This window comes from Bradyrhizobium sp. CCGUVB14 (assembly GCF_024199935.1).
Classification (GTDB): Bacteria; Pseudomonadota; Alphaproteobacteria; order Rhizobiales; family Xanthobacteraceae; genus Bradyrhizobium.
The window spans coordinates 7069703-7093581 of record NZ_JANADS010000001.1 but is presented as its reverse complement, the minus strand read 5'-3'; the positions used below and the strand labels follow the sequence as shown (position 1 = coordinate 7093581).

Here is a 23879-nt window from a genome sequence, read left to right as displayed (position 1 = left end):
GCATCACTCCGCCGCTTCGATCTTCGCATCGACTTGGGCTTCCGCCGGCTCGAGCGCTGCGGCGATGGCTTCGTCGACGCGCTCCAGCCAGATGAATTCGAGCTTGTCCCGCGCGCTCTTCGGGATGTCGTCGTAATCCCGCTTGTTGCGCGCCGGCAGCATCACCCGCTTCAATCCGGCGGCGGCGGCAGCCACCACCTTCTCCTTGATGCCGCCGACCGGCAGCACCAACCCGCGCAGCGAGATCTCGCCGGTCATCGCCGTGTCGCTCCGCACCGTGCGGTTGGTGAGCAATGACGTCAGCGCCGTGAACATCGCCACGCCCGCGCTCGGTCCGTCCTTCGGGGTCGCACCCGCCGGAACGTGAACGTGGATGTCGTTCTTCTCGAACACCGATTGATCGATGCCGAGCTGCGACGCCTTGCTCTTGACCAGCGTCATCGCCGCCTGAACGCTCTCGCGCATGACGTCGCCGAGCTGGCCGGTCAGGATCATCCCACCGCGGCCGGGCACGCGCGAGGCCTCGATGAACAGAATGTCGCCGCCGACCGGCGTCCAGGCAAGGCCGGTGGCCACGCCCGGGATGCTGGTGCGCTGCGCGATCTCGCCTTCGAAGCGCGGCTGACCGAGCACGGTGCCGATGTCGTTCGGCGTCACCACGACCTTCGCAGTCGTGCCTTCCGCGACCTGCACCGCAGCATGGCGGAACACCTTGCCGATCTCGCGCTCGAGGTTACGTACGCCGGCCTCGCGGGTGTAACCCTTGACGACCAGCTTCAGCGCCTCCGGCTCGATCTCGGCCTGCTCGGCCGTCAAGCCGTTGGCCTCCAGCTGCCGCCGCACCAGATAGCGCTTGGCGATCTCCAGCTTCTCTTCCTCGGTATAGCCGGCGAGGCTGATCAGCTCCATGCGGTCCAGCAGCGGACCCGGAATCTGGTCCAGCATGTTGGCCGTCGCGATGAACACCACGCGCGACAGGTCGAAGGGCACGCCCAGGTAATTGTCCCGGAACGTCCCGTTCTGCTCGGGGTCGAGCACCTCCAGCATGGCGGCAGAGGGATCGCCCTGCACGCCACGGCCCATCTTGTCGATCTCGTCCAGCATCATGACGCAGTTGCGTGCGCCCGCCTTCTTGATGCCCTGGATAATGTTGCCGGGCAGCGCACCGATATAGGTGCGCCGGTGGCCGCGGATCTCGGCCTCGTCATGCACGCCGCCGAGGCTGACGCGCACGAAGGGGCGATCCATCGCGCGCGCGATGGACTGGCCGAGCGAGGTCTTGCCGACGCCGGGCGGTCCGACGAAGCACAGGATCGGCGCCTTGCCCTGCGGCGCGAGCTTGCGCACCGCCAGATATTCGATGATCCGGCCCTTGATCTTCTCCAGGCCGAAATGATCGGCATCCAGGATGCGACGCGCTTCCTTGATATCGATCGGCTTCTCCGCGGGCAGCGCCCACGGCAGCTCGATCAGCCAGTCGAGATAGGTGCGGACCATGCCGGATTCACCGGCGGCCTCGGGCATGCGCTCGTAGCGGCGCAGCTCCTTCTTGGCGTGGGCATCCGCTTCCGGCGGCATGTTGGCCTTGGCGATGGCAGCCGTCAGCTCGGCGACCTCGGCAGCCTTGCCGTCGCCTTCGCCCAGCTGGCGCTGAATGGTCGCCATCTGCTCGCGCAGGATCGCCTCGCGCTGCCGCTCGTCGAAAGAGGCCTTGGTCTTCTGGCCGATCTCATTGCTGATGCGCAGCACCTCCAGCCGCTCGGCCAGATGCTTCGACACCTTCTCGACGCGCAAAGCGAGGTCGATGGTCTCCAGCACCTCCTGCTTGTCTTGCGGCTTGATGTCCATGAACGAGGTCGCCAGATCGGCCAGCGCGCCGGGCGCGGTGGTGCTCTGGAACATCGCGACCAGCTCGGGCGGCGCCTGCGGCAGCAGCTCGACCGCCTCGATCGCCTGGCGCTGCAGGTTCAGCGCCCGCGCCTCGATCTCGGCCGACGACGTGGTCGGCTCCGGAATCTGCTGGAAGCGCGCAGCCAGGAACGGCGTCCCCGGCAGGAAGTCGAGGATGCGCGCGCGCTGCACGCCCTGGCAGACGATGTGATGCGTGCCGTCGGGCGCGGTGATGTAGCGCACGATGTTGGCGATGGTCGCGACCTTGTAGAGATCGTCCGGGCCGGGCTCGTCGGTCTCGGGGCTGCGCTGCAGGACGATGCCGATCGGCCGCTGCTCGCGTAGCGCCTGCTGCGCGGCGGCGACGGACTTCGGCCGCGCGATCGCGATCGGCGCGATGGCGCCGGGGAAGAGCACCATCTCGCGCACGGGGATGATGATCAGCGCGTCGTCGGGGATCTTCACGTCTGGATTGGTCTGTGCGGTATTCATCTGTTCGGTGGCCATGATCGACCTCAGGATTTGGCGAGGCGCAGTGCGACGCAGCCGTCCATCACGAAGCGGCTGATGGCGTAGCGGCCAAGGGGCAATGCGATGCGGCGCTCGAAGCGCCCCTGCGGCAGCTCGAGGCGGTGGATGCGGGCGTTGCGAAGCTCCGGCGGCAGCGTGCGCTGGCCGGAGATGATAAGCACGCCGTCCTGGATCACCGTCTCGACATTGTCCGGATTGACGCCGGGAAGCGCGACCAGGATCAAAAGCTCATGCTCGGTCTCGAGCACGTCGATCGGCGGCTCCCAGCAGGCTTCCTGACGGCCGAACTGCTGGCGCAGCCGTTCGCCGCGGGTCAGCTGGTCCAGGGCTTCGGACAGCATCCAGTCGAAGGGGTTTTTGGGTTGCATGGCAAAACTCGGGAAAGGCGCTGCGGTTGGAAAACGGGGATATGGTGATGGTTCCCGCAAATTCCAGCATCGCGCGTTCAGGGCATGTCTGGCCCTCGATCGAGACGAGGCCCTTGCGCTCAGACGCATCGACGCCGCGGAGATGTTCCGCGGCGCCGGAGGCAACAATTGGGCGGGATGGTCGGAATCAGGCGGCTTCGCGGTACTCGGCCTCCGCTTCGAGGTTGATGACCGACGTGGCAAGCTCGGTCAGGGTGTGGTCGGTGGCCTCTTCCTCGTCCAGCGTGTCCTGGAGGAGCCTTGCCGCCTCGGGCATGCCGAGCTCCTCGGCCCAGGTGCGCAGCGTGCCGTAACGGGAGATCTCGTAATGCTCGACAGCCTGCGCCGCGGCGAGCAGGCCGGCGTCGAGGGCAGGGGCGTTCTTGAAATCCTTCATGATCTCGGCGCCCTCCTCGGTGATACCGTTGATCGCCTCACACGGCTTGCCGCGCGCCGGCTTGTCCAGCATCTTGAAGATCTGCTCGAGCCGTTTGACCTGGCCCTGCGTCTCCCGCAGATGCTTGTTGAAGGCGGCGGCAAGGTCCTTCGAATGGGCGGCCTTGGCCATCTTCGGCAGCGTCTTGATGATCTTGTTCTCGGCGAAATAGATGTCTTTCAGCGTTTCCAGAAACAGGTCGCTGAGCATCTTAGGCGCCTGACGCGGGCGCCGCGATGCGGTCTTTTTCTTAGATGCACGTTTCTTTGCTTTCTTAGCCATGGATCCTCCTCATGAGGTGACACGGGAAGGCATGCCCTTCCTCAATCCTCACGCGATCAAGAACCGGGATCGGCAAATGTTCCTCGCGAAGGCTCCCGCGAGCAGCTATGGCTGGCTGCGACAACCACGCTCGCCCGAGACGCCCAGCCCATGCTCGACTTCGCCCTGTCCGCCTTCGTGACGCTGTTGCTGGTGGTCGATCCCGTCGGCCTTGCGCCGGCGTTCCTGGCCGCGACCGGCGGCATGTCCGACAAGATCAAGCGGACGGTGGCGTTGCGCGCGCCCTTCATCGCGGCCTCGATCCTGGTCGTGATAGCGCTCGTCGGAAATTGGCTGCTGCGCCAGCTCGGGATCGGCATCCCCGCGTTCCAGATCGCGGGCGGGCTGCTGCTGTTCGGCGTGTCCTACCAGATGATCTTCGGCGACCGGCCGCATCGCGAGGCGCGGGAGGCCGACAAGGCGACCGCAGAGCACGCCTCCGATGTCGCGGTGTTTCCGCTGGCCATTCCCATGATGGCCGGCCCCGGCGCGATCGCGACCACGCTGCTGCTGACGGGCAATGCCGGCTATGGGCCGAGGCTCGCGATCATCATCGCGGTCGTCCTCGCCGTTTGCCTGATCTGCATGTTCTGCTTCATCTCGGCTCACCTGATCGCGCGGACGCTGGGGCGCACCGGTAATGCCGTGCTGTCGCGCGTGCTCGGCATGCTGCTCGCGGCCTATTCGGTGCAGTTCGTGATCAACGGGATTGCGGCCGTCCGGGCCAGCCTGTCGTAGGGCTGCGGTAATCTGTTAATCTGTTGATTTTACGATCTAATTCATGATGTGGCTGGTCCGCCGGCAAGACGGCGCCTGAACAGGTCCGCTTTCGCTTGCACTGCCACATTGCTTTGACGTACTTCCCAACGCAAGAAGCGCCCATCGCCAAGAAGGTCGAGATGAAATCGGGATGTCGATGACAGCGGACGAGCTCGACAAGAGACAGGCCATCATCGACGCGTGCCGCCGCATGAATGCGCTCGGCATCAACCAGGGCACGTCAGGCAATATCAGCCTGCGACACGAGGAGGGGCTGCTGATCACGCCCACGAGCCTGCCCTACGACACCATGACGCCGGACCAGATCGTCTTCATGTCGAAGGACGGCTCGCATGCCCCCGGCCAGAAGCCGTCCAGCGAGTGGCGCTTCCATCTGGACATCCTGAAGGCGCGCGCCGACGTCAACGCCGTCGTGCACGCCCATCCGACCTATTGCACCATCCTGGCGATCATGGGCCTGGACATCCCGCCCGTGCACTACATGATCGCGGCCGCCGGCGGCGACAACATCCGCTGCGCGCCCTATGCCACTTTCGGTACGGCAGAGCTGTCCGAGCACGCGGTGCGCGCGCTCGTCGGCCGGCTCGCCTGCCTGCTTGACCATCACGGCATGATCGCGGTCGGCAAGACGCTCGACAAGGCGATGTGGCTCGCCGTCGAGGTCGAGACGCTGGCGCGGCAATATCACGGCTGTCTCCAGATCGGCAAACCGCCGCTGCTGTCGAGTGCCGAAATCGAGCGGGTCCGCCAGCGCATGGCCGGCTACGGCGTGTCGGACGGGTAGGGCGGCTGGTGTTCGCGCGGATCAGGCATATCGTCGACGGCAAGGGGACGAACCGCACCATGGTCCGGCTGCGCGCCCTTTTGCGCAGCAACGAGTTCTATTTGATCCCGCTGGCGCTCGTGATCGGCACGCTGGCCGGCGCGATCGTGACGCTGATGGCCGAGATCGCGCAGATCGCCCATGTCGTGATCTACGGCATCCCGATCGACGTGCGCCTCTCCGCCAACACCTATATCAACCCCTGGGCGGCGATGATCGCGCCCGCGCTTGGCGGCCTCGTGCTCGGCATCATGGAATGGTGGCGGCGGCGGTGGAAGATCTCGAGCGCGGTCGACCCGATCGAGGCCAATGCGCTGCGCGGCGGCAATCTGTCGATGCGCGACAGCGTGGTGGTGTCGAGCCAGACCTTGATCTCGAACGGCTGCGGTGCCTCGGTCGGACTCGAGGCCGGCTACACCCAGATCGGCTCGGGCATCGCCTCGCTGTTCGGCAAATTCTTCAATCTCCGGCGCAACGATTTGCGCCTGATCGTGGGCTGCGGCGCGGCGGCGGCGATCGCGGCGGCCTTCGGCGCGCCGATCACCGGCGCCTTCTACGCCTGCGAGCTGATCGTCGGCGTCTATTCGGTCGGCAGCGCGGCCCCCATCCTAGCAGCCTCGCTCGCCGGCGCGCTGACCGCGCAATGGCTCGGCGGCGCGCCTTACTCCCTCGAAATCCCGAAGGTCAGCGCCGTCGGCGTCGAGCAATATCTGGCGCTGATCGGGCTTGCGCTCGTCACCAGCGGCGTCGGCATCGCCGTGATGCGCTCGTCCTCGATGTTCGAGCGGCTGTTCAAATGGCTGCCGGTCTGGCTGCGCCCGGTGATCGGCGGCCTCATCGTCGGCGGTTTCGCCATCGTGACGCCGCAGGTGCTGGCGGCCGGCCACGGCGCCATGGTGCTCGACCTCTTCCACGAGATGACGATCGGCCTGATCGCGATCATCATCGCGCTGAAGGTGACGGCCTGCCTGATCTCGCTGGCATCAGGTTTCCGTGGCGGGCTCTTTTTCGCCTCGCTGTTCGTCGGCAGCCTGATCGGGAAGTTTTTCTCGGCGGTGCTGCTGTTGATCAGTCCGAACTTCGTGATCGATCCGCTGGTGGCGATGCTGACCGGCATGGCGACGCTCGGCGTCGCCATCGTCGGCGGTCCCCTGACCATGTCGTTCCTCGTGCTCGAGATGACCCGCAATGTCGACGTCACCGCCGTGGTGCTGGCCGGCTGCATCGTCACCTCGATCTGCGTGCGCTTCATGTTCGGCCACTCGTTCTCGACTTGGCGCCTGCATCTGCGTGGCGAGACCATCCGCAGCGCCAACGACGTCGGCTGGCTGCGCAACCTCACCGTCGAGCGGCTGATGCGCTCCGACGTCGGCAAGGTGCCGTCGAGCACCACGATCGCCGCGACACGGCGGGAATTCGCATTGGGATCGCGGCCCGGCATCGTCATTGTCAACAATGCTGACGAATATGTGGGACTCGTGCTGCTGCCCGATTTGTTCTCCAGCGATCTCGACACCATCGCCGACGACATCCAGGTCATCGAGCTCGCGCGCCTGACTGAGATCGTGCTGATCCCGGAGATGAACGTGAAGAGCGCGATGGCGGTGTTCGACGAGGCGGAAGCCGAAATGCTGGCGGTGGTCGATTCAACCGACAGCCGCAAGGTGGTCGGTTTCCTGACCGAGACCTTCGCCCGCCGCCGCTATGTCGAGGAGATCGACAAGGCCACGCGCGGCGTGCTGGGCGCGTTGTCGTAAAGCGCGCGCCCCAGACAGATCAGGATGGCAAGTTGACGCTGGCACGCGCAGCGGACTTGCCAGATCGTTCACAACCTCTAGGCTAGGGATGGACGGCCGGGCCAGTGCCTTGGCCGCATTCAGCGACGAGGGACGTGCGATGTCGGACACGCTTCGCCTGTTGCTTGCCTTGCTCGAACTCGGGCCCCGGTTGAAGGATCTGCTGGGCGACAAATGGCCCGCTTACGGCGAGGAATTGCAGGAGCTCGCCGCGCGCGCCGGCCAGGGCGAGGATCCGGCCAAGCTTCGCCAGACGCTCGATCTCTTGGTCGTGCGGCTGCTCGCCGAGCCCCCGGCGATGGAACTCGTCGAACGCGTGATGGCAGACATGGCAGCGCCCGTTGCTACCAGGGAGACCGTGACCCGTCGCGGCCGCGTGTCGCCGCCCGTCGTCTCCGATACCGTCCGGCCGACCACGGATGAGACAACCGGCGTCGTCACCATCCCCGTCTTCTACGGCACTGATCGCGCCAGAGGCGACGACACGCCGGCGCATTATTTCAGCGGCGCGCGAGGCACGCTGTCCCTGGGCGTCGCAGAGGTCAGCGTGCCCACGCGCGGTCGCGACCTCGGCGAACTCACCAGCCCGAGCTGGTGGCGTTTCGAACTCTCGGCCAATCCCGAAAAGCACGTGATCCTCAAAACTGTCGCCGCGCTTGGCCGGGATGCCTTCGTCACGAGCCTGAAGGACTCGCTTGCCGCTGCGAGCCAGCATGATGTCCTGATCTTCGTGCACGGCTACAACGTGACGTTCGAGGATGCGGCGCGGCGGGCCGGGCAGCTTGCAGTCGATCTGAAATTTGCAGGCCGGACGCTGCTGTACAGCTGGGCGTCGGCGGCCGACACCAAGAAATACACCGTGGACGAGAGCACGATCGACTGGTCGCGCGATCATTTCGAGGCGTTCCTCCAACTCGCGCTTGGCGAGGTCGGCGCCGGCAAGGTTCACATCATCGCCCACAGCATGGGCAATCGCGCGGTCATCAACACGCTCGAACGCGTCACCTCCTGGCAGTTGCCGGCCGGCGCCGCAAAGCTCGGCCAGATCATCTTCGCCGCGCCCGACATCGACCGCGATCGCTTCGTCCAGCTCGCCGCAAAATTCAAGGGTTGCGCGGCGCGTGTCACGCTCTATGCCTCGTCCCGCGATGTGGCGTTGCTGGCCTCGAAATTCGTGCACGGCTATCCCCGGGCAGGCGAGGCCGGCGATGCCCTGACGGTGGTCGACGGCATCGATACGATCGATGCGTCGCTGGTCGACACCAGCCTGGTCGGCCTGCATCACTCCTATTTCGGCGAGAAGCGTTCGATCCTCAACGACATGTTTAATCTGATCGTGCAGCAGCTCGCGCCCGACCAGCGCTTCGACCTCCAGGCCTCAGGCGATGCGCTCCGAAAGTACTGGAGCTACCGAGCCTAGAGGTCGCTTACTCGAGTTTGTCGACCTCGCGCAGCACCGGAAACAGCTTCATCCAGAGCAGCGCGATCGCGATGGTGCCGAGGCCGCCGAGCGCGGCGGCCGGCATCGCGCCGAGCAGCGCCGCCGCCATGCCGCTCTCGAACTCGCCGAGCTGGTTTGAGGCGTTGATGAACAGGAAGTTGACCGCGCCGACGCGGCCGCGCATCGCATCGGGCGTCGCCAACTGCACAAGCGCGACGCGGACGACGACGCTGATGGTGTCGGCGGCACCCATCGCGGCGAGCGCGATCACCGAGAGCCAGATGTTGCGCGACAGCGCGAACACGATGGTCGCGAGCCCGAAGGCGATCACCGCCTGGAACATTCGTAGACCTGCGCGCCGAGCGATCGGATGGCGTGCGATCACCGCGGTCATGCAGAGCGCGCCGACCGCGGGCGCTGCGCGCATCACGCCGAGCGCCCAGGGACCGGCCTGCAAGATGTCCTTGGCATAGATCGGCAGCAGCGCGGTGGCGCCGCCGAGCAGGACCGCAAACAGGTCGAGCGAGATCGTGCCGAGGATCGCCGGGTTGTTGCGCACGAAATGAAGGCCGGCGAAGAGTCCGTCGATGCTTTCGTGCTCGGAAGGCGCCGTTCGCTCGACACGGATCAGACCGCTGAGGCCGCAGGCGATCAGGGACAGCACTGCCATCAGCGTGAACGGCGCGCTCGGCGACAATGCATAGGCCAGGCCGCCAACGGCCGGGCCGCCGATGGTCGCGACCTGCCAGGTGCCGGTCGACAGCGCAGTCGCGCGTTGCAGCATGCCGTCAGGTGCAACAGCCGGCAGCAGCGCCGACGAGGCCGGAGCCTCAAAGGCGCCGCACAGTCCGAAGACGCCGAGTACGATGAAGATCTCGGGCGCGATCAACGTCCCCGTGAGCAGTCGCATGGCGAGGTAGCCGGCTGCCAGGCCCTGTGTCAGCTCGCAGAGCTGGACAATGCGGCGGCGGTCGTAGCGGTCGGCAGCGTGTCCGGCGACGAACACGAGCAGCGCGCTCGGAATGAACTGCACCAGACCGGCGAGGCCGAGATAGAAGGCGCTGCCGGTCAGCGCATAGATCTGCCAGCCCACGGCGACCGTGGCGACCTGATAGGAGAATTCCGACAGGGTGCGCGAGGCGATATAGAGCAGCAGTGGTGGGTGTCGCGACAGCGCGACCGGTGAAGACGAAAATGTGGAAGCTTGATCCAAGGGAATAGGCATTCATGGCAGGACGCGTCAGTCACGTTGAACCAAAAAAATAGCATCGATTCCGACGGCGTCGGTTGATGCGTTGGTTCACGTGAACGCTTACGGCGGCCGGAAAACGGCGCGCCTGTTCATTATCCGCTCAGGTTGAATGGAGCAAGCTGGATCGGGCGGTTCAGTTTACAATCGTTCAAAGCGTGGCAGATTGCCGCGATCACGAAACCATTTCAGTGCTTTGCGCATTATCTATCGTTTCCATATCTCCTTTTTGGGCGAGAGCAGAGGACGTTCAAATGAGTGACAAGTCCGTGAATTCGAAGGTCGGCCGCAGCACTGCGCTCGCCGCATTCGCCACTCTCGCCCTGGTCGCGGCGTCCGTATCGCCGTCGGCTGCTGCGTCCCCGACGCCGGCCAAGGCAACGGCCGCGGCGGCAGGGCAAGGCTCATCAAGCGCGACCGATTTCAGCGCCGCGCGACGTCACCGCTATTATCGGCGCGGACCGAGCGCCGCCGGCCTTGCCTTCATGGGCGCCGCGGCCGGCCTGATCGGAGGCGCGATCGCCGAGAGCCGGCGCCAGGACTACTACGACAATTATTACTATGGCGGCCCGCGCTATTATGGTGGCGGCCCGGGCTATTATGGGCCGGGCTACGGCTACTATGGCGGGCCACGCTACTACAATCCGTACTGACGGTTGCCCAACGGGCAAAACACCTGCACGGCCTGTCAACCTTCGCCGGTAAGGGGCGATCGTACGTTGTCACTGATCGCGAGCCGGGCTTGCAGTGGACGCGGCAGCGTCGGCACGAGAGGTGCGGGCAGGATGGGCAAAGCGACTTGTCCGCCGTAGCTCGAAGAGCGAGGGCGGAAGCGTGCCCACGCATTTTGCGTTTCATCACCGGAATCGTGGGCACGACGCTTCGCGCCGTTGCCCACCCTACGGCACTGCGCGTTGCAGCCGCTCTACGCCTCCACCATCACCGTCCCGCCGGCGCCGACATTGCGCCGTTGGCGTAGCGCGACCAGTCGGGGGCCGTTGGTTGCGATGGCCACATCGCTGCGTTGGAGTCGCGGGCCGATTGGCTGATGGGGGCGGGTTGCGCCTTGCGGACATGATGGCGGTCGCTCGCCGCAGCGGTCTGGACGGTGACGGCGGCGATCAGAGCAGCGCTGAGAATCGTGAAAGTCTTTTGCATGGTTGTTTCTCCCGTGACGACGTCCCGGTTGTCAGAAGTGTCATCGTCGTCACGCCTCACATGGCGATGCGGGCCGCCCGGCATCAGCAGCGCTGGCTTCACGATCGGTCGCGCCGCTTTCACGAAGGGGCGAGCAAGTTTTTTGGTCCCGGCTAAATATTCGGCAATCGCCCCACCGGGCCCGATGGACTTGACGGACGCAATCCGGTTGAATGGGGCCAATGACGGTTTAAGGCCCGACAACGATGTCGAAATATCTGCTGATCCTGCTGTTGATCGCGGCGCCGGCTGCGGCGCAGGTCAAATTGACTCCGAAAACCTCGGCGGCGCATCCCGACCCCTGCGCGCCGATCGGGCGCACGGCCGACGGCAAGCTGGTCTATTCCATGAAATGCGAGAACCTGCCGGCGCCCACGCCGCCCCCGCCGCAGGCGGAACTGAAGGAGGCTCCCGCACCGGCCGCGGAGCCCGAGCCGGAGGTGCGGCGGAGCGGACTGTTCGGCTGGTCTTACGACCGCAGGTGAGGGGCTCGGCGCCACTTGCGCGAAGCCCGCCGGAATGCTCTTTGCTTGCAGGTTCCCCGTGGGCCTCCGATCCCTTGGCCCCCGATCCAGAGAGATGAGATGAGCAAACTCGTTATCCGCGCAGGCGATTTCACCTTCGACGCCCGCTTCGAGGAGCAGGCGGCGCCCAAGACCGTCGCGGCGTTCCGCAAGGCGCTGCCGTTCGAGAGCCACATCATCCATGTGCGCTGGAGCGGCGAAGGCGTCTGGATGCCGCTCGGCGATCTCGACTTCGGCGTCGGCTACGAGAACCACACCAGCTATCCCGCGCCGGGCCAGATCATCCTCTATCCCGGCGGCATCAGCGAAACCGAGATCCTGATGGCCTATGGCGGCGTCCACTTCGCCAGCAAGATGGGCCAGCTCGCCGGCAATCACTTCATCACGGTGACCTCGGGCCTCGAGAACCTGGCGACGCTGGGCAAGAGCGTGCTGTGGAAGGGCGCGCTGCCGATCCGCTTCGAGGAAGTCTGAGTGACTGATAGCAGCTACCCGCGCGATCTCCGCGGTTACGGCCGCAATCCGCCGCATCCGCAATGGCCCGGCAACGCGCGGGTCGCGGTGCAGTTCGTCGTTAATTTCGAGGAAGGCGGCGAGAACAACATTTTGCACGGCGACCGCGCATCGGAAGCGTTCCTGTCCGACGTGCTGGGCGCGCAGCCTTGGCCCGGCCAGCGCCACGCCAATATCGAATCCATGTTCGAATATGGCTCGCGCGCCGGCTTCTGGCGGCTGTGGCGGATGTTCGATGAGCGGAAGTGGCCGACCACCGTGTTCGGCGTCGCCACGGCGCTGAAGCGCAATCCGGAAATCGTAGCTGCCATGAAGGAGTCCGGCTGGGACATCGCGAGCCACAGCCTGAAATGGATCGAGCACAAGGACATGACGGAAGCGCAGGAGCGCGCCGAGATTGCCGAGTCGATCCGCGTCCACACCGAGGCGACCGGATCGCGGCCGCTCGGCTGGTACACCGGGCGCTCCTCGATCAACACCAACCGGCTGCTGATGGAGGAGGGCGGCTTCCTCTATCTCTGCGATTCCTATGCCGACGATCTGCCCTATTGGGTCAAGGGCGCAAACGGCAAGCAGCTCATCATTCCCTATACGCTCGATGCCAACGACATGCGTTTCATCAACCCGCAAGGGTTTGCCGAAGGCGAGCAGTTCTACACCTATCTGAAAGATGCGTTCGACGTGCTCTATGCCGAAGGCGAGACCGCGCCGAAGATGATGTCGGTGGGGCTGCATTGCCGTCTCGCCGGCCGGCCCGGTCGCGCTGCTGGCCTGATCCGCTTTCTCGATTATATCGGCAAGCACGAGCGCGTCTGGGTGCCGACGCGGCTGCAGATCGCGCAGCATTGGCACGACAAGCATGCGCATCTTGCCGCCGATGCGTTCGGGATCGGGTAAAGTCACGATGGCGCAAATCTCGCTCGCCGACCTCAACGCTGCAAGCAAGGCCGACTTCGTCGCCGCGCTCGCCAACGTCGTCGAATATTCGCCCTGGATCGCCGAGCAGCTCGCAGCGCAGCGGCCGTTTGCCGGCGTCAACCAGCTGTATGCAGCACTGATTTCGGCGATACAGGCCGCCGAACCCGATGTGCAACTGGCACTGATCCGTGCGCATCCCGATCTCGCCAACAAGACCCAGCGCGCGGCGGGCCTGACGGCGGAATCCACCAGTGAGCAGAACAGCGCCGGCCTCGACCGGCTGTCGGAGGCGGAGTACGCCGCGTTCGAGCGCGTCAACAACGCCTATCGCGAGAAATTCGGTATCCCCTATATCGTCTGCGTGCGCCGTCACACCAAGGATTCCGTGCTGAGCGACTTCGAGGTGCGCCTGCGCAACATTGCCAAGACCGAGACGCGCCGCGCGATCGAGGAGATCGGCCGCATCTCGGCGCTGCGGCTCGATCAGCTCGTCGTCGCCGACGACAAGCTGAAGGTGCACGGCCGACTCTCGACCCACGTCCTGGACAATCACGCCGGCAAGCCCGCGCCGGGCATTCCCGTCGAGCTCGTCGAGCTCGCTGCGCTCGGCGAGAGCCGCGTCATCGCGCGCAGCGTCACCAATGCGGATGGCCGTACCGATCAACCGCTGATCGGCGGTCGCCCGCTGCCGATCGGCCGTTACGAGCTCCGCTTCCGCGTCGCCACATATTACGCCGAGCGCAACGTGCCGTTGTCAGATCCGCCGTTCCTCGACGAGATCCCGCTGCGCTTCGCGATCAGCGAACCGGAGGCGCACTATCACGTGCCGCTGCTGGTGACACCCTGGAGCTATTCGACGTATCGCGGGAGCTAGTCGTCGCCGAACTTGTCGTGCAGCGCCGGAAACAGCCGGTCCGGCTTGAACGGCGGTGCGGTGAAGCGGATGCCGGTGGCATCGGCAATCGCATTGCCGAGCGCGGCGGCGACCGGATTGTACGGGCTCTCGCTCATCGACTTCGCCCCTAACGGCCCGATCGTGTCGGACGTCTCGGCGAACAACACTTCCGTGCGTGGGACGTCCGCGAAGGACGGCAGGTGATAATCGCGGAACTTGGGATTGGTGACACGGCCGTTCGCGTCGATCACCATCTCCTCGTAGAGCGCCGCGCCGAGGGCCTGCGCAACGCCGCCCTCGACCTGGCCGCGGCACTGCATGGGATTGGCGACGACGCCCGCATCCGCGGCCTGCACGCTCCTGAGAATCCTGATCTCACCGGTGCCCTTGTTCACGGCGATGCGAAAGCCCTGCACGTTGAAGCCGACCGAGCGCGGCGTTCCCCCGGAATTGCCCTGCGCTGTGAGAGGACGGCCGGCTTCGCGCGAAAACTTCGCCAGTTCGGCAAAGGACATCCGCCGCACACCGCTGACGACGCACTCACCTTCGAGGGTGCAGGTCCCGGCGTCGCAAAGCCACGCGTCGGCAGCGACCGCCTTCAACTCGGTCGCAAGCTGCATGGCCGCGGCTTGCGTCGCCTTGCCTGCCACGAACGTGCCCGTGCTGCCATAGGCGCCGGTGTCGTGGCCGCCATGGGCGGTGTCGGATTGGCGCAGGCAGATCCGGTCGACGGTGGTGGCGAGAATTGTCGCCGCGATCTGCCGATGCACGGTGCTGGTGCCGTTGCCGAACTCGGCGGTGCCCACGGTGAGATCGAAGCTTCCGTCGTCGTTGAGCACGATCATTGCGTCCGCGATGTGGCCGGCGGGCGGCACCGTGTCGATCATGGTCAGCGCAATGCCGTCGCCGGTCAGCCAGTCAGCCGACAGCTCGGGCTGCGGGCCATCGGCCCGCATGGCGCGCTCGACGAGGTCGATGCATTGATCGAGCCCGTAGGAGCCGTAGAGCACGTCGTGATACTCCGACTCAGGCGGCGACAGCATGGGGTCGCCGGGCCTGACGATGTTGCGGCGGCGCATGTCGTAGGGGCTGATGCCAAGCTGCCTGGCGAGCTCGTCGATCGCGGCTTCCACCGCGATCACGGTCTGCGGCAAACCATAGCCGCGAAACGCACCCGATGGCACCGTGTTGGTGTAGACGACGTGACCGTCGACGCGCTTGTTCGGGCAGTTGTAGACGGCGATCGACTCGTTCACCGCGTGGAACATCACGGAGGGGCCGTGATTGCCGTAAGCGCCGGTGTTAGAGAGCACGTCGAGCTGCAGCGCGGTGAGCTTGCCGTCGGCATCGGCGCCGGCCTTGATGTGGACCCGCATCGGATGCCGTGTCGAGGTCGCGATGAACTGCTCCTCGCGGGTGAGCTCGAGCTTGACGGGTCGTCCCGTTTTCAGCGCGGCGAGTGCCAGGATATCCTCGACAAGCATCTCCTGCTTGCTGCCAAAACCGCCACCGACGCGCTCGCAGAACACGCGGACCTTGTCCATGGGAAGCTGGAAGATGTCCGACAGCGCGCGCCGGGTCAGAAACGGCACCTGTGTCGAGGTGCGAACGTTGAGGACGCCTGTATCGTCAAGCCAGGCGAGGCCGCCATGGGTCTCCAGCGCCGCGTGCTGCACGCGGTGGCTGTGAAAGGTGGCTTCGTAGGTCACTGCGGATGTAGCGAGGGCGGAAGCGACATCGCCGAACTCGCCGTGCGTCTCCGCGACGAGATTGCGCCGGGCATCAGCGACCCGGTTCGCCGTGGTGCGATCGGGATGAACAAGAGGCGCGCCCGGCATCATCGCCTGTTCAGCGTCGATCAGCGCAGGCAAGATCTCGTAATTGACCTTCAGCCGACGGCAGGCCTCCTCGGCAGCCCCCTCACTCTCGGCGACCACGGCCGCAACCTTCTGGCCGATGAAGCGGACGACGTCGTCGAGGATGCGGGTATCCTCGGGGTCCATCCAGTCCTTCTCGTGCCGCGCCGTCGAGATCAGCACCGACGGTGCATCCTCATGCGTGAGGATCGCGTGCACGCCAGGCACCGTCATCGCTACCGATCTGTCGATTGCGACGATTCGTGCGTGCGCGTGCGGCGAGCGCAGCAGCTTGATGTGCAGCAGGCCGTCGACCTCTGTGTCGAACGTGTAGCGCGCCTTGCCGCGGACGACGTCCGGGCCCGCGGGCGCCGGCAGGCTGCGGCCGAACGCGCCGCCGGCCTCGACGCTGTCCTCGACATTGGTCTTGCCGTGGATCGCATCCTCGATCGAGCGGTAGCCGGTGCAGCGGCAGATGTTGCCCTTCAGCGCAGCGCCGAGATCGGTGCGCTGCCCCTGGTTCAGCGAGGCGCAGGTCAGGATCATGCCGGCGGTGCAAAAGCCGCACTGGAACCCCTGCGCGTCGAGGAAGGCCTGCTGCATCGGGTGCGCGCCATGTTCGCCGCCGAGACCTTCGATGGTGGTGACCGAGCGGCCTTCCGCGCGAAACGCGGGGATCAGGCAGCTGTGCACGGGCTCGCCGTCGAGCAGCACGGTGCAGGCGCCGCAATCGCCGGCGTCGCAGCCCTTTTTCACCCCGAAATGACCGAGCTCGCGCAAGAACGTGCGGAGGCACTGGCCGGCGCGCGGCGCTTGCGGGAATTTCGCGCCATTGACCTCGACGCTCATGGCGGCGTTGCACCCAGGAGTTCGGCGCGGATCTCCTCTGCGAGCCGCAGCGTCATGTGCTTGCGCCAGAGCGGCTTGCCATGAATGTCGGTGTGATAGAGATCGTCGGTGATCTCCTCGCTGATTGCTGTGCGAAGTGCGGCCGCGTCGGGCGGCTTTGGAAACGACAACAGGACGGGGCGCACGGTCGATGCGGTCACGGTTAGCTTCAGCGCTCCGGCGCCATCGAGGCTCCCGATCAGAAGGGCCGCGGAGCGGCCGACCGGCGCGAGCGAGATCTGGCGAAACGCGGAGCGACGTTTCAGTGCAGCAAGCGGAATGTCGATCTGCCGCAGCAGGTCGCCCGGCGACAGGCGATTGCGCTGATTGCCCGTGACGAATTCGGCGACGGGAATCCTCTGCTCGCCGCCGCCGGCTTTCCAGATCGTGCAGACGCCGTCGAGTGCAGCGGTGAGCGAGATCATCGGCCCTGCCGGCAGCGACATGCAGAGATTGCCGCCCACGGTCGCCGTCTTCCAGATTTTGAAGGAGGCGAGAAACGCGCGGCAGCATTGACTGATCAGCGGTGCCGCGAGCCAGTCGGTCGGGCAGGGGAGCGCATCGAGTTGCGAGATGGTGCAGGTGGCGGCGATGGCGAGATGGCTCTCAGTGATCGCCAGCGCCGGCCATTTCAGGTCGGTGAGATCGATCAGTCGCGTGAGGTGGACTTGCGGCTCCGAGAACAGCCACGTGCCGCCCGCGAGCCAAGCATCACCTGGCGTCCAAACGGGCAAGTCGCCGCGCGTTTGCGGATGGGCGACCGCTGTGATGGTATTCAAGTCCATGGCTGCAACGACGCCTGCGCCGGGTGAATTTGTCCAAGGGAAAGTCTTGCAAGACCAGCGCCAAGTGGCAACAACAAGTCGCAGCAATAACGCCTTCGGGATGGCCTCTGCCTTGCAGGCCCTTCGTTAACGACGGCGAGGAGAAACAGGTTCATGAGCGACGCAAAGCCGATCTGGATCAGGAATCCCCTGGCCATCCTCGCCGACGGCGCCGCGGGCGGCATCGTCGTTAAGGATGGCCGTATCGTTGAACTCGTGCCGGCTGGCGGAACACCGGCAACTGCCGATGTCGGGGTGTTCGATGCGCGCGAGCACGTCGTGTTGCCGGGCCTCATCAACACCCACCATCATTTTTATCAGACATTGACGCGGGCGCTGCCGGCGGCGATGGACCGCGAGCTGTTTCCCTGGCTGCAGGCGCTCTATCCGGTGTGGGCGAAGCTGACGCCGGAGCGTCTCGAACTCGGCGTCACCGTTGCGATGTCCGAACTCCTGCTCTCGGGCTGTACCACCACGACCGATCATCACTACGTCTTCCCGGCAGGGCTTGAAGAATCCGTCGACATCGAGGTCGGCGTCGCCAAACGGCTCGGCATGCGCGTGCTGCTGACGCGTGGCTCGATGAACCTGTCGCAGCGCGATGGCGGCCTGCCGCCGGATAGCGTCGTGCAGGACGAGGACACGATCCTCGCCGACAGCGCGCGCGTCGTGGCAAAGCATCACCAGCGCGGTGCGGATGCGATGGTGCAGATTGCGCTGGCACCTTGCTCGCCGTTCTCGGTGACGACCTCGCTGATGCGCGCCACCGCCGACCTTGCCGACAAGCTCGACGTGCGCCTGCACACCCACCTCGCCGAGACCGAGGACGAGAACAGATTCTGCCAGCAGATGTATGGCTGTCGTCCGCTCGACTATCTCGAGCAATGCGGCTGGCTCAATGCGCGGACCTGGCTCGCTCACGGCATCTTTTTCAACGCCGACGAGATGACGCGCCTCGGCAAGGCGAAGACCACCATCAGCCATTGCGCGTGCAGCAATCAGTTGCTGGCCTCCGGCTGCTGCCCGGTGTGCGAGATGGAAGAGGCCGGTGTCGGCATCGGGCTCGGCGTGGACGGCTCGGCGTCCAACGACGGATCCAATCTGATGCAGGAGGTGCGTGCCGCCTTCCTGCTGCAGCGGGCGCGCTACGGCGTGACCAAGGTCAGCCACAAGGATGCGCTGCGCTGGGCCACCAAGGGCTCGGCCGCGTGCGTCGGTCGGCCGGAGCTCGGCGAGATCGCGGTCGGCAAAGCCGCCGACCTCGCTCTGTTCAGGCTGGACGAGCTGCGCTTTTCCGGCCACGGCGATGCCCTGGCTGCACTGGTGCTGTGCGGGGCTCATCGGGCCGATCGGGTGATGGTGGCGGGGAATTGGGCCGTGGTCGACGGCGCGATCCCGGGACTGGACGTCCCGGACCTCATCCGCCGGCATAGTTCCGCGGCGCGGGCGATGCACGCGGGGTGAAATAGAAGGAGGGGGCGACCACAAGTGCCGGGTGCTTCTGGCCACCCCCTCCGAACCTCCTCCGGGAGGAGCAGGTGTTTTAGACAATGCAAGAAGCGTGCTACTTGCCCGGCAGCTTGTCGTCGATACCCTTGACGTAGAAATTCATGCCGAGGATCTGGCCGTCCGCGAGATTGGCGCCGCCCTTGCACTCGATTTCCTTGCCGTCCTGCCCAACGACCGGGCACTTGAACGGATGCAGCTTGCCCGCGGTGATTGCAGCCTGGGCATCCTCGGCCATCTTTTTCACGTCGTCAGGCATGTTGGTATACGGCGCCATCGCGAACATGTGGCTGTCGAGACCGCCCCAGCTGTCCTCGGACTTCCAGGTGCCGTCGAGCTCGGCCTTGACGCGTTCGATGTAGTAGGGGCCCCAGGTGTCGAGGATCGAGGTCAGCTGGGTCTTGGGCCCGAACTTGATCATCTCGGAGTCCTGGCCGAAGGCGAACTTGCCGCGTTCGCTGGCGATCTGCATCGCTGCGGGCGAATCCGTGTGCTGCATGATGACGTCGGCGCCTTGGTCGATCAGCGCCTTGGCGGCGTCGGCCTCCTTGCCCGGATCGAACCAGGTGTTGGCCCAGATGATCTTGACCTTGATGTTCGGGTTGATGGTCTGCGCCGCGATCATCGTGGCGTTGATGCCGGAGACGACCTCCGGAATCGGGAACGAGCCGATATAGCCGAGCACGCCGGACTTCGACATCTTGGCCGCGATCAGGCCCTGGATGTAGCGGCCCTGGTACCATTTCGACGAATAGGTCGACATGTTCTTGTCGCGCTTGTAGCCGGTGGCGTGCTCGAAATGCACGTTCGGATATTTCTTGGCGACCTTCAGCGTCGGGTCCATGTAGCCGAACGACGTCGTGAAGATCAGCTTGTTGCCGGCGCGGACCAGCTGCTCGATGGCGCGCTCGGCGTCGGGACCCTCGGGCACGTTTTCGAGATAGGTGGTCTCGATCTTGTCGCCGAGCTCCTTCACCAGCGCCTGGCGAGCGAGCTCGTGCTGATAGGTCCAGCCGAGATCGCCGATCGGGCCGAGGTAAATGAAGCCGACTTTCAGCTTGTCGGCGGCGGAGGCTGTGCTGACGCTCCCGGCAAGCAGAAGGCCGGCAGCCAGCGCAAGAAGTGATTTCCTCATCATCAATCTCCAAACATCAGGGGAAAGCCACGATCCGCGACGTGTGCGCCCCATCGCGCACGCCGCGGAAATGAACACTCTAGCGGTCAGGCACGAACACGGTGCCGAGCGCGGCCGGTGCAGTCGAGCCGCCGGAGCGCGCGCGGGAGAGCAGAACCAGCACGATGACGGTCGCGAGGTAAGGCAGCGCCGACATGAATTGCGAGGGAATGCCGACACCCCAGCCTTGCGCATGCAGTTGCAGGATCGTCACCGCGCCGAACAGATAGGCGCCGACCACCAGCCGGCCCGGGCGCCACGACGCGAACACGACCAGCGCCAGCGCGATCCAGCCGCGGCCCGCCGTCATGCCGGGAATGAAGAACGGCGTGTAGGCGAGCGGCAGATAGGCGCCAGCGAGCCCGGCGCAGGCGCCACCGAACATCACGGCGAAAGTGCGGATGCGCAGCACGGGATAGCCGAGCGCATGCGCGGAGACGTGGTTGTCGCCGCAGGCACGGAGGATCAATCCCGCGCGTGTGCGATACAGGAACCACCAGACGCCGATAATGAGCGCGATGGAGAAATAGACGAAGGCGTCTTCGCCGAACAGAACGCGGCCGACCAGCGGAATGTCGGTGAGGCCGGGAATATAAAGATGCGCCGCCGGAGTGATGCGCTCGCCGACGAAGCCGGCCCCGATCAGGCCGGAGAGACCGACGCCGAGAATGGTCAGCGCGAGGCCGGTCGCGACCTGATTGACGGCGAGCCCGAGCGCCATCAGCGCGAAGATCAGCGACATCAGCGTTCCCGCGACGATACCGAACAATGCGCCGATCAGAATCGAGCCGGTCAGCCACGCGCCGCCAAAGCCGCAAGCGGCACCGACGATCATCATGCCCTCGACGCCGAGGTTGAGCACGCCGGCGCGTTCGGTGACGAGCTCGCCGGTCGCCGCGATCAACAGTGGTGTCGATGCAGCGAGCACCGACAGGATGATGGCTTCAACCAGCTCCACGGGTCACCTGACGGTTTGGGAAGACCAGCTTGAAGCGGTAGAGAATGAGGGAATCGCAGGCGAGCACGTAGAACAGCAGAATGCCCTGAAAGACCTTGGTGACGTCCAACGGGATCTTCATTGCGATCTGCGCCTGCTCGCCGCCGATAAAGGTCAGTGCGAGAAAAAGGCCTGCAATTAGTATTCCAATCGGATTCAATCGGCCGAGGAAGGCGACAATGATCGCGGTGAAACCGTAGCCGGGCGAGATGCCGGGCTGGAGATGTCCGACGGGGCCGGCGACCTCGATGATGCCGGCAAGGCCGGCCAGTGCGCCTGACACCGCGAAGGTCAGGATGATGAGCTGGTTGGCGTTGAAGCCGCCGAAACGCGCCGCGCGCGGCGCGGCACCGACGACGCGAATCTCGAACCCCTTGATGGTGCGCCCGAGCAGGATCGCAGCCGCCGCAACGACCAGCAGCGCGATGATCGAGCCGAGATGCAGCCGGCCACCTTCGATCAGCAGCGGCACTGTCGCGACAGGATCGAACTCAGCCGTGGTCGGGAAGTTGAAGCCGTTCGGATCGCGCCAGGGGCCGCGGACGAGATAGTCCAGCAGGAGGTCGGCGACATAGACCAGCATCAGGCTGGTGAGGATTTCACTGGCGCCGAACTTCACCTTGCAGATCGCCGGGATCAGCGCATAGAGCGCGCCCGCGGCTGCGGCGAGCACGAGCATCGCCGGCAGAACCCATGCACCGGCGTCGGTGCCCTGCGTCTTCACTGCGATCCAGCTTCCGGCAACGGCGCCGATCAGGAATTGCCCTTCGGCGCCGATGTTCCAGGCGTTGGCGAGATAGCAGAGCGACAACCCGATCGCGATCATCACCAAAGGTGTCGCCTTCACCGCGATCTCCTGCAGCGAATAGCCGTCAGTCAGGGGCGCGATGAAATAGGCTTGCAGGGCGAGCAGCGGATTCTTGCCGAGGATCGCGAACAGGATGGTCATGGTCACGATGGTCAGGCCGATCGCGATGAGCGGGGAGACCAGCGCGATCGCGTTGGAGCGCTCGGCGCGCTTCTCAAGCACCAACTGCATGCGCGGCCTCCTTCGGCTCCAGGCTGCTGCCGCCCATCAACAGGCCGAGCTTTTCGCGCGTCGCGTCGCGCGTGGCGAGCGGTTCCGACAGTCGGCCGTGGAACATGACGGCGATGCGGTCGGCGATCTCGGCGAGTTCGTCGAGATCCTGGCTGGTCACCAGCACCGCGGCGCCTGCGCTCGCGAGATCCAGCAACGCCTGGCGGATGACGGCGGCAGCACCCGCGTCGACGCCCCAGGTCGGCTGGCTCACGACCAGCACCGCCGGGTTGCGCAGGATCTCGCGGCCGACGATGAATTTTTGCAAGTTCCCGCCGGAAAGGGACGCGGCTTCAGGATCGCGCTTGGCCTTGCGCACGTCGAAGGTTTCGGTCGTCTTGTCCACGGTCTTCAGCGTGGCTGCGGTGTCGATGAAGCCGTGATTGACCATGCCGCTGGCGGCGTGTCCTGTCAGGAGCGCATTCTCCGACAGCTTCATGCGCGGCGCGGTGCCGTGGCCGAGCCGCTCTTCGGGCACGAAAGCGGCGCCGAGCTTGCGCCGCTTGGTGATCGAGAGATGGCCGGCGGCGATGCCTTCGATCACCACCGTGCCGGGATCCTTCGACAGCCGCTCGCCGGACAGTGCTGCGAACAACTCGTCCTGGCCGTTTCCGGCAACGCCGGCGATGCCGAGGATTTCGCCGCCCTTCAGTTCGAAAGAGATATGCTCGAGCCGCACACCATGTGCCTCGTCCGGCGCAAGCGAGAGGTCGTTGACGACCAGCCGCGGTATCGTCGTCTGCCGGCCTGCGGGCGCCTTCACCTCCTTGATCTCGCCGCCGACCATCATGCGTGCGAGCGATGCGGCGGTCTCGAGCCGGGGATTGCAGGTCTGGATCTTCTTGCCGCCGCGCAGGATCGTGGCCGTATCGCAGAGCCGCTTCACCTCCTCGAGCTTGTGGCTGATGTAGAGGATGGCGCGGCCTTCGGCCTTGAGCCGCTCCAGCACGATGAAGAGCTGGTCGGCCTCCTGCGGGGTCAACACCGCGGTCGGCTCGTCCAGGATCAGGAATTTCGGGTCCTGCATCAGCGCGCGAACGATCTCGATGCGCTGGCGTTCACCGACGGAGAGCTGCCAGACCTCGCGCCTGGGATCGAGCGGCAGGCCATAGGTCCTCGACACCTGTTCCAGCCGCGCCGACATGTCCTTGAAGGTTTCCCTGCCGTCGAGGCCAAGCGCGACGTTCTCGGCGACGGTGAGATTGTCGAACAGCGAAAAGTGCTGGAACACCATACCGATGCCGCGGCTGCGCGCTTCCGACGGGCCGGACAGCACGATTCGATCGCCCTGCCATCGGATCTCACCGGCAGAGGGCTGGATCAGCCCATAGATCGCCTTCACCAGTGTCGACTTGCCGGCACCGTTCTCGCCGAGCAGCGCATGGATTTCCTTCGGCCGGATGTCGATGTCGATGGAATCGTTGGCGAGGAAATCCCCATAGCGTTTGGTGAGCCCCACCGTTTGAAGCAACGGGGACTCGCCGGAATGCAGGCCGTTAGGCGTCGGATCTAACATTCGCTGATGCGCTTGCATGGGATGAAGTGCCTCAATAGTGGGCTAGTTTGAACCGCCGCGTAAGGTGTGAAAAAGCGTCATCCCTTGCTTAACGCTTCGGCAGGCGGCCGTCCGCGTGAGTCGCGGCCGTTTTCAGCGGTCGGACGTCACCGACGGCCCCTCGTACGGCTCTTGCGGTCGCGCGCCGCACGAGGCGGCTGTTGCAAATTTGTGACGGTACAAGCCAAATCGGAACCCGCTATGCAGGCTTGACGTGAAGTTGAGCAAAGTCGCGCCAGCGCTCGTATGCATTCCGCCGTGACCACGATAGGCGTCTTCG

General features: G+C 65.3%; 21 protein-coding genes. 10 read left to right on the top strand and 11 right to left on the bottom strand.

Annotated features, from left to right (window positions below; all coding sequences use genetic code 11):
* Positions 1 to 3: 3 nt before the first annotated feature.
* The 3 genes from lon to NLM32_RS33190 all read right to left on the bottom strand — a co-directional run bounded on the left by lon (position 4) and on the right by NLM32_RS33190 (position 3546).
* Positions 4 to 2397 carry an endopeptidase La gene (gene lon, locus NLM32_RS33200; RefSeq protein ID WP_254132922.1) on the bottom strand — a complete coding sequence of 798 codons (2394 nt, stop codon included), beginning with the start codon at positions 2395 to 2397 and terminating at the stop codon, positions 4 to 6.
* Positions 2398 to 2405: 8 nt separating this feature from the next.
* Positions 2406 to 2789, bottom strand: a complete 384-nt coding sequence (locus NLM32_RS33195) for an Hsp20/alpha crystallin family protein (protein WP_148771077.1) — start codon at positions 2787 to 2789, stop codon at positions 2406 to 2408.
* 187 nt (positions 2790 to 2976) lie between these two features.
* Positions 2977 to 3546: a ferritin-like domain-containing protein gene (locus NLM32_RS33190; protein ID WP_254132921.1), complete on the bottom strand. Its 570-nt coding sequence runs from the start codon at positions 3544 to 3546 to the stop codon at positions 2977 to 2979.
* A 150-nt stretch (positions 3547 to 3696) separates the two neighbouring features.
* On the opposite strand from NLM32_RS33190, the gene NLM32_RS33185 reads away from it, so the two are divergent.
* From NLM32_RS33185 to NLM32_RS33170, 4 genes are all read left to right on the top strand, one after another.
* Positions 3697 to 4323 carry a MarC family protein gene (locus tag NLM32_RS33185; RefSeq protein ID WP_254132920.1) on the top strand — a complete coding sequence of 209 codons (627 nt, stop codon included), beginning with the start codon at positions 3697 to 3699 and terminating at the stop codon, positions 4321 to 4323.
* A gap of 172 nt (positions 4324 to 4495) precedes the next feature.
* Positions 4496 to 5149 carry an L-fuculose-phosphate aldolase gene (locus NLM32_RS33180; protein WP_254132919.1) on the top strand — a complete coding sequence of 218 codons (654 nt, stop codon included), beginning with the start codon at positions 4496 to 4498 and terminating at the stop codon, positions 5147 to 5149.
* 8 nt (positions 5150 to 5157) lie between these two features.
* A complete protein-coding gene (locus NLM32_RS33175; protein WP_254132918.1) occupies positions 5158 to 6945 on the top strand; it encodes a chloride channel protein in 1788 nt (595 codons plus the stop codon).
* Between the two features lie 139 nt (positions 6946 to 7084).
* Positions 7085 to 8404 carry an alpha/beta hydrolase gene (locus NLM32_RS33170; RefSeq protein ID WP_254132917.1) on the top strand — a complete coding sequence of 440 codons (1320 nt, stop codon included), beginning with the start codon at positions 7085 to 7087 and terminating at the stop codon, positions 8402 to 8404.
* A gap of 7 nt (positions 8405 to 8411) precedes the next feature.
* Here NLM32_RS33170 and NLM32_RS33165 read toward each other — a convergent pair whose 3' ends face one another.
* Positions 8412 to 9650 carry an MFS transporter gene (locus tag NLM32_RS33165; protein WP_375143595.1) on the bottom strand — a complete coding sequence of 413 codons (1239 nt, stop codon included), beginning with the start codon at positions 9648 to 9650 and terminating at the stop codon, positions 8412 to 8414.
* Positions 9651 to 9928: 278 nt separating this feature from the next.
* Here NLM32_RS33165 and NLM32_RS33160 point away from each other — a divergent pair, with 278 nt between their 5' ends.
* Positions 9929 to 10327, top strand: a complete 399-nt coding sequence (locus NLM32_RS33160) for a hypothetical protein (RefSeq protein ID WP_254132916.1) — start codon at positions 9929 to 9931, stop codon at positions 10325 to 10327.
* A 286-nt stretch (positions 10328 to 10613) separates the two neighbouring features.
* Here the strand turns inward: NLM32_RS33160 and NLM32_RS33155 are convergent, their stop codons facing one another.
* Entirely contained in the window at positions 10614 to 11054 is a 441-nt protein-coding gene (locus tag NLM32_RS33155) for a hypothetical protein (RefSeq protein WP_254132915.1), read from the bottom strand.
* A 23-nt stretch (positions 11055 to 11077) separates the two neighbouring features.
* On the opposite strand from NLM32_RS33155, the gene NLM32_RS33150 reads away from it, so the two are divergent.
* The 4 genes from NLM32_RS33150 to uraD all read left to right on the top strand — a co-directional run bounded on the left by NLM32_RS33150 (position 11078) and on the right by uraD (position 13700).
* On the top strand, positions 11078 to 11356 hold the full coding sequence (locus NLM32_RS33150; protein ID WP_254132914.1) for a hypothetical protein: 279 nt from the start codon (positions 11078 to 11080) through the stop codon (positions 11354 to 11356).
* A gap of 99 nt (positions 11357 to 11455) precedes the next feature.
* Complete coding sequence (locus tag NLM32_RS33145) at positions 11456 to 11869, top strand: DUF3830 family protein (RefSeq protein WP_027531871.1); 414 nt, start codon at positions 11456 to 11458, stop codon at positions 11867 to 11869.
* A complete protein-coding gene (puuE, locus tag NLM32_RS33140) occupies positions 11870 to 12805 on the top strand; it encodes an allantoinase PuuE (protein ID WP_254132913.1) in 936 nt (311 codons plus the stop codon).
* A 7-nt stretch (positions 12806 to 12812) separates the two neighbouring features.
* Positions 12813 to 13700: a 2-oxo-4-hydroxy-4-carboxy-5-ureidoimidazoline decarboxylase gene (uraD, locus tag NLM32_RS33135; RefSeq protein WP_254132912.1), complete on the top strand. Its 888-nt coding sequence runs from the start codon at positions 12813 to 12815 to the stop codon at positions 13698 to 13700.
* On the opposite strand, the gene NLM32_RS33130 is transcribed toward uraD, so the two are convergent.
* Both NLM32_RS33130 and NLM32_RS33125 read right to left on the bottom strand, forming a co-directional pair.
* Positions 13697 to 16426 (bottom strand): molybdopterin cofactor-binding domain-containing protein, encoded by a 2730-nt coding sequence (locus NLM32_RS33130; RefSeq protein WP_254132911.1) that lies wholly within the window; start codon positions 16424 to 16426, stop codon positions 13697 to 13699. The two genes, uraD and NLM32_RS33130, sit on opposite strands and share 4 nt — an antisense overlap.
* On the bottom strand, positions 16423 to 17250 hold the full coding sequence (locus NLM32_RS33125; protein WP_254132910.1) for an FAD binding domain-containing protein: 828 nt from the start codon (positions 17248 to 17250) through the stop codon (positions 16423 to 16425). The genes NLM32_RS33130 and NLM32_RS33125 overlap by 4 nt, the downstream gene beginning before the upstream one ends.
* Positions 17251 to 17403: 153 nt before the next feature.
* On the opposite strand from NLM32_RS33125, the gene NLM32_RS33120 reads away from it, so the two are divergent.
* Entirely contained in the window at positions 17404 to 18753 is a 1350-nt protein-coding gene (locus NLM32_RS33120; protein WP_254132909.1) for an 8-oxoguanine deaminase, read from the top strand.
* 100 nt (positions 18754 to 18853) lie between these two features.
* On the opposite strand, the gene NLM32_RS33115 is transcribed toward NLM32_RS33120, so the two are convergent.
* The 4 genes from NLM32_RS33115 to NLM32_RS33100 all read right to left on the bottom strand — a co-directional run bounded on the left by NLM32_RS33115 (position 18854) and on the right by NLM32_RS33100 (position 23560).
* Positions 18854 to 19930: a BMP family ABC transporter substrate-binding protein gene (locus NLM32_RS33115; RefSeq protein ID WP_254132908.1), complete on the bottom strand. Its 1077-nt coding sequence runs from the start codon at positions 19928 to 19930 to the stop codon at positions 18854 to 18856.
* A 79-nt stretch (positions 19931 to 20009) separates the two neighbouring features.
* Positions 20010 to 20927, bottom strand: a complete 918-nt coding sequence (locus NLM32_RS33110) for an ABC transporter permease (protein ID WP_254132907.1) — start codon at positions 20925 to 20927, stop codon at positions 20010 to 20012.
* A complete protein-coding gene (locus NLM32_RS33105; protein ID WP_254132906.1) occupies positions 20914 to 22005 on the bottom strand; it encodes an ABC transporter permease in 1092 nt (363 codons plus the stop codon). The genes NLM32_RS33110 and NLM32_RS33105 overlap by 14 nt, the downstream gene beginning before the upstream one ends.
* Positions 21989 to 23560 carry an ABC transporter ATP-binding protein gene (locus NLM32_RS33100; protein ID WP_254132905.1) on the bottom strand — a complete coding sequence of 524 codons (1572 nt, stop codon included), beginning with the start codon at positions 23558 to 23560 and terminating at the stop codon, positions 21989 to 21991. Before NLM32_RS33100 ends, NLM32_RS33105 begins: the two co-directional genes overlap by 17 nt.
* Positions 23561 to 23879: the final 319 nt, after the last annotated feature.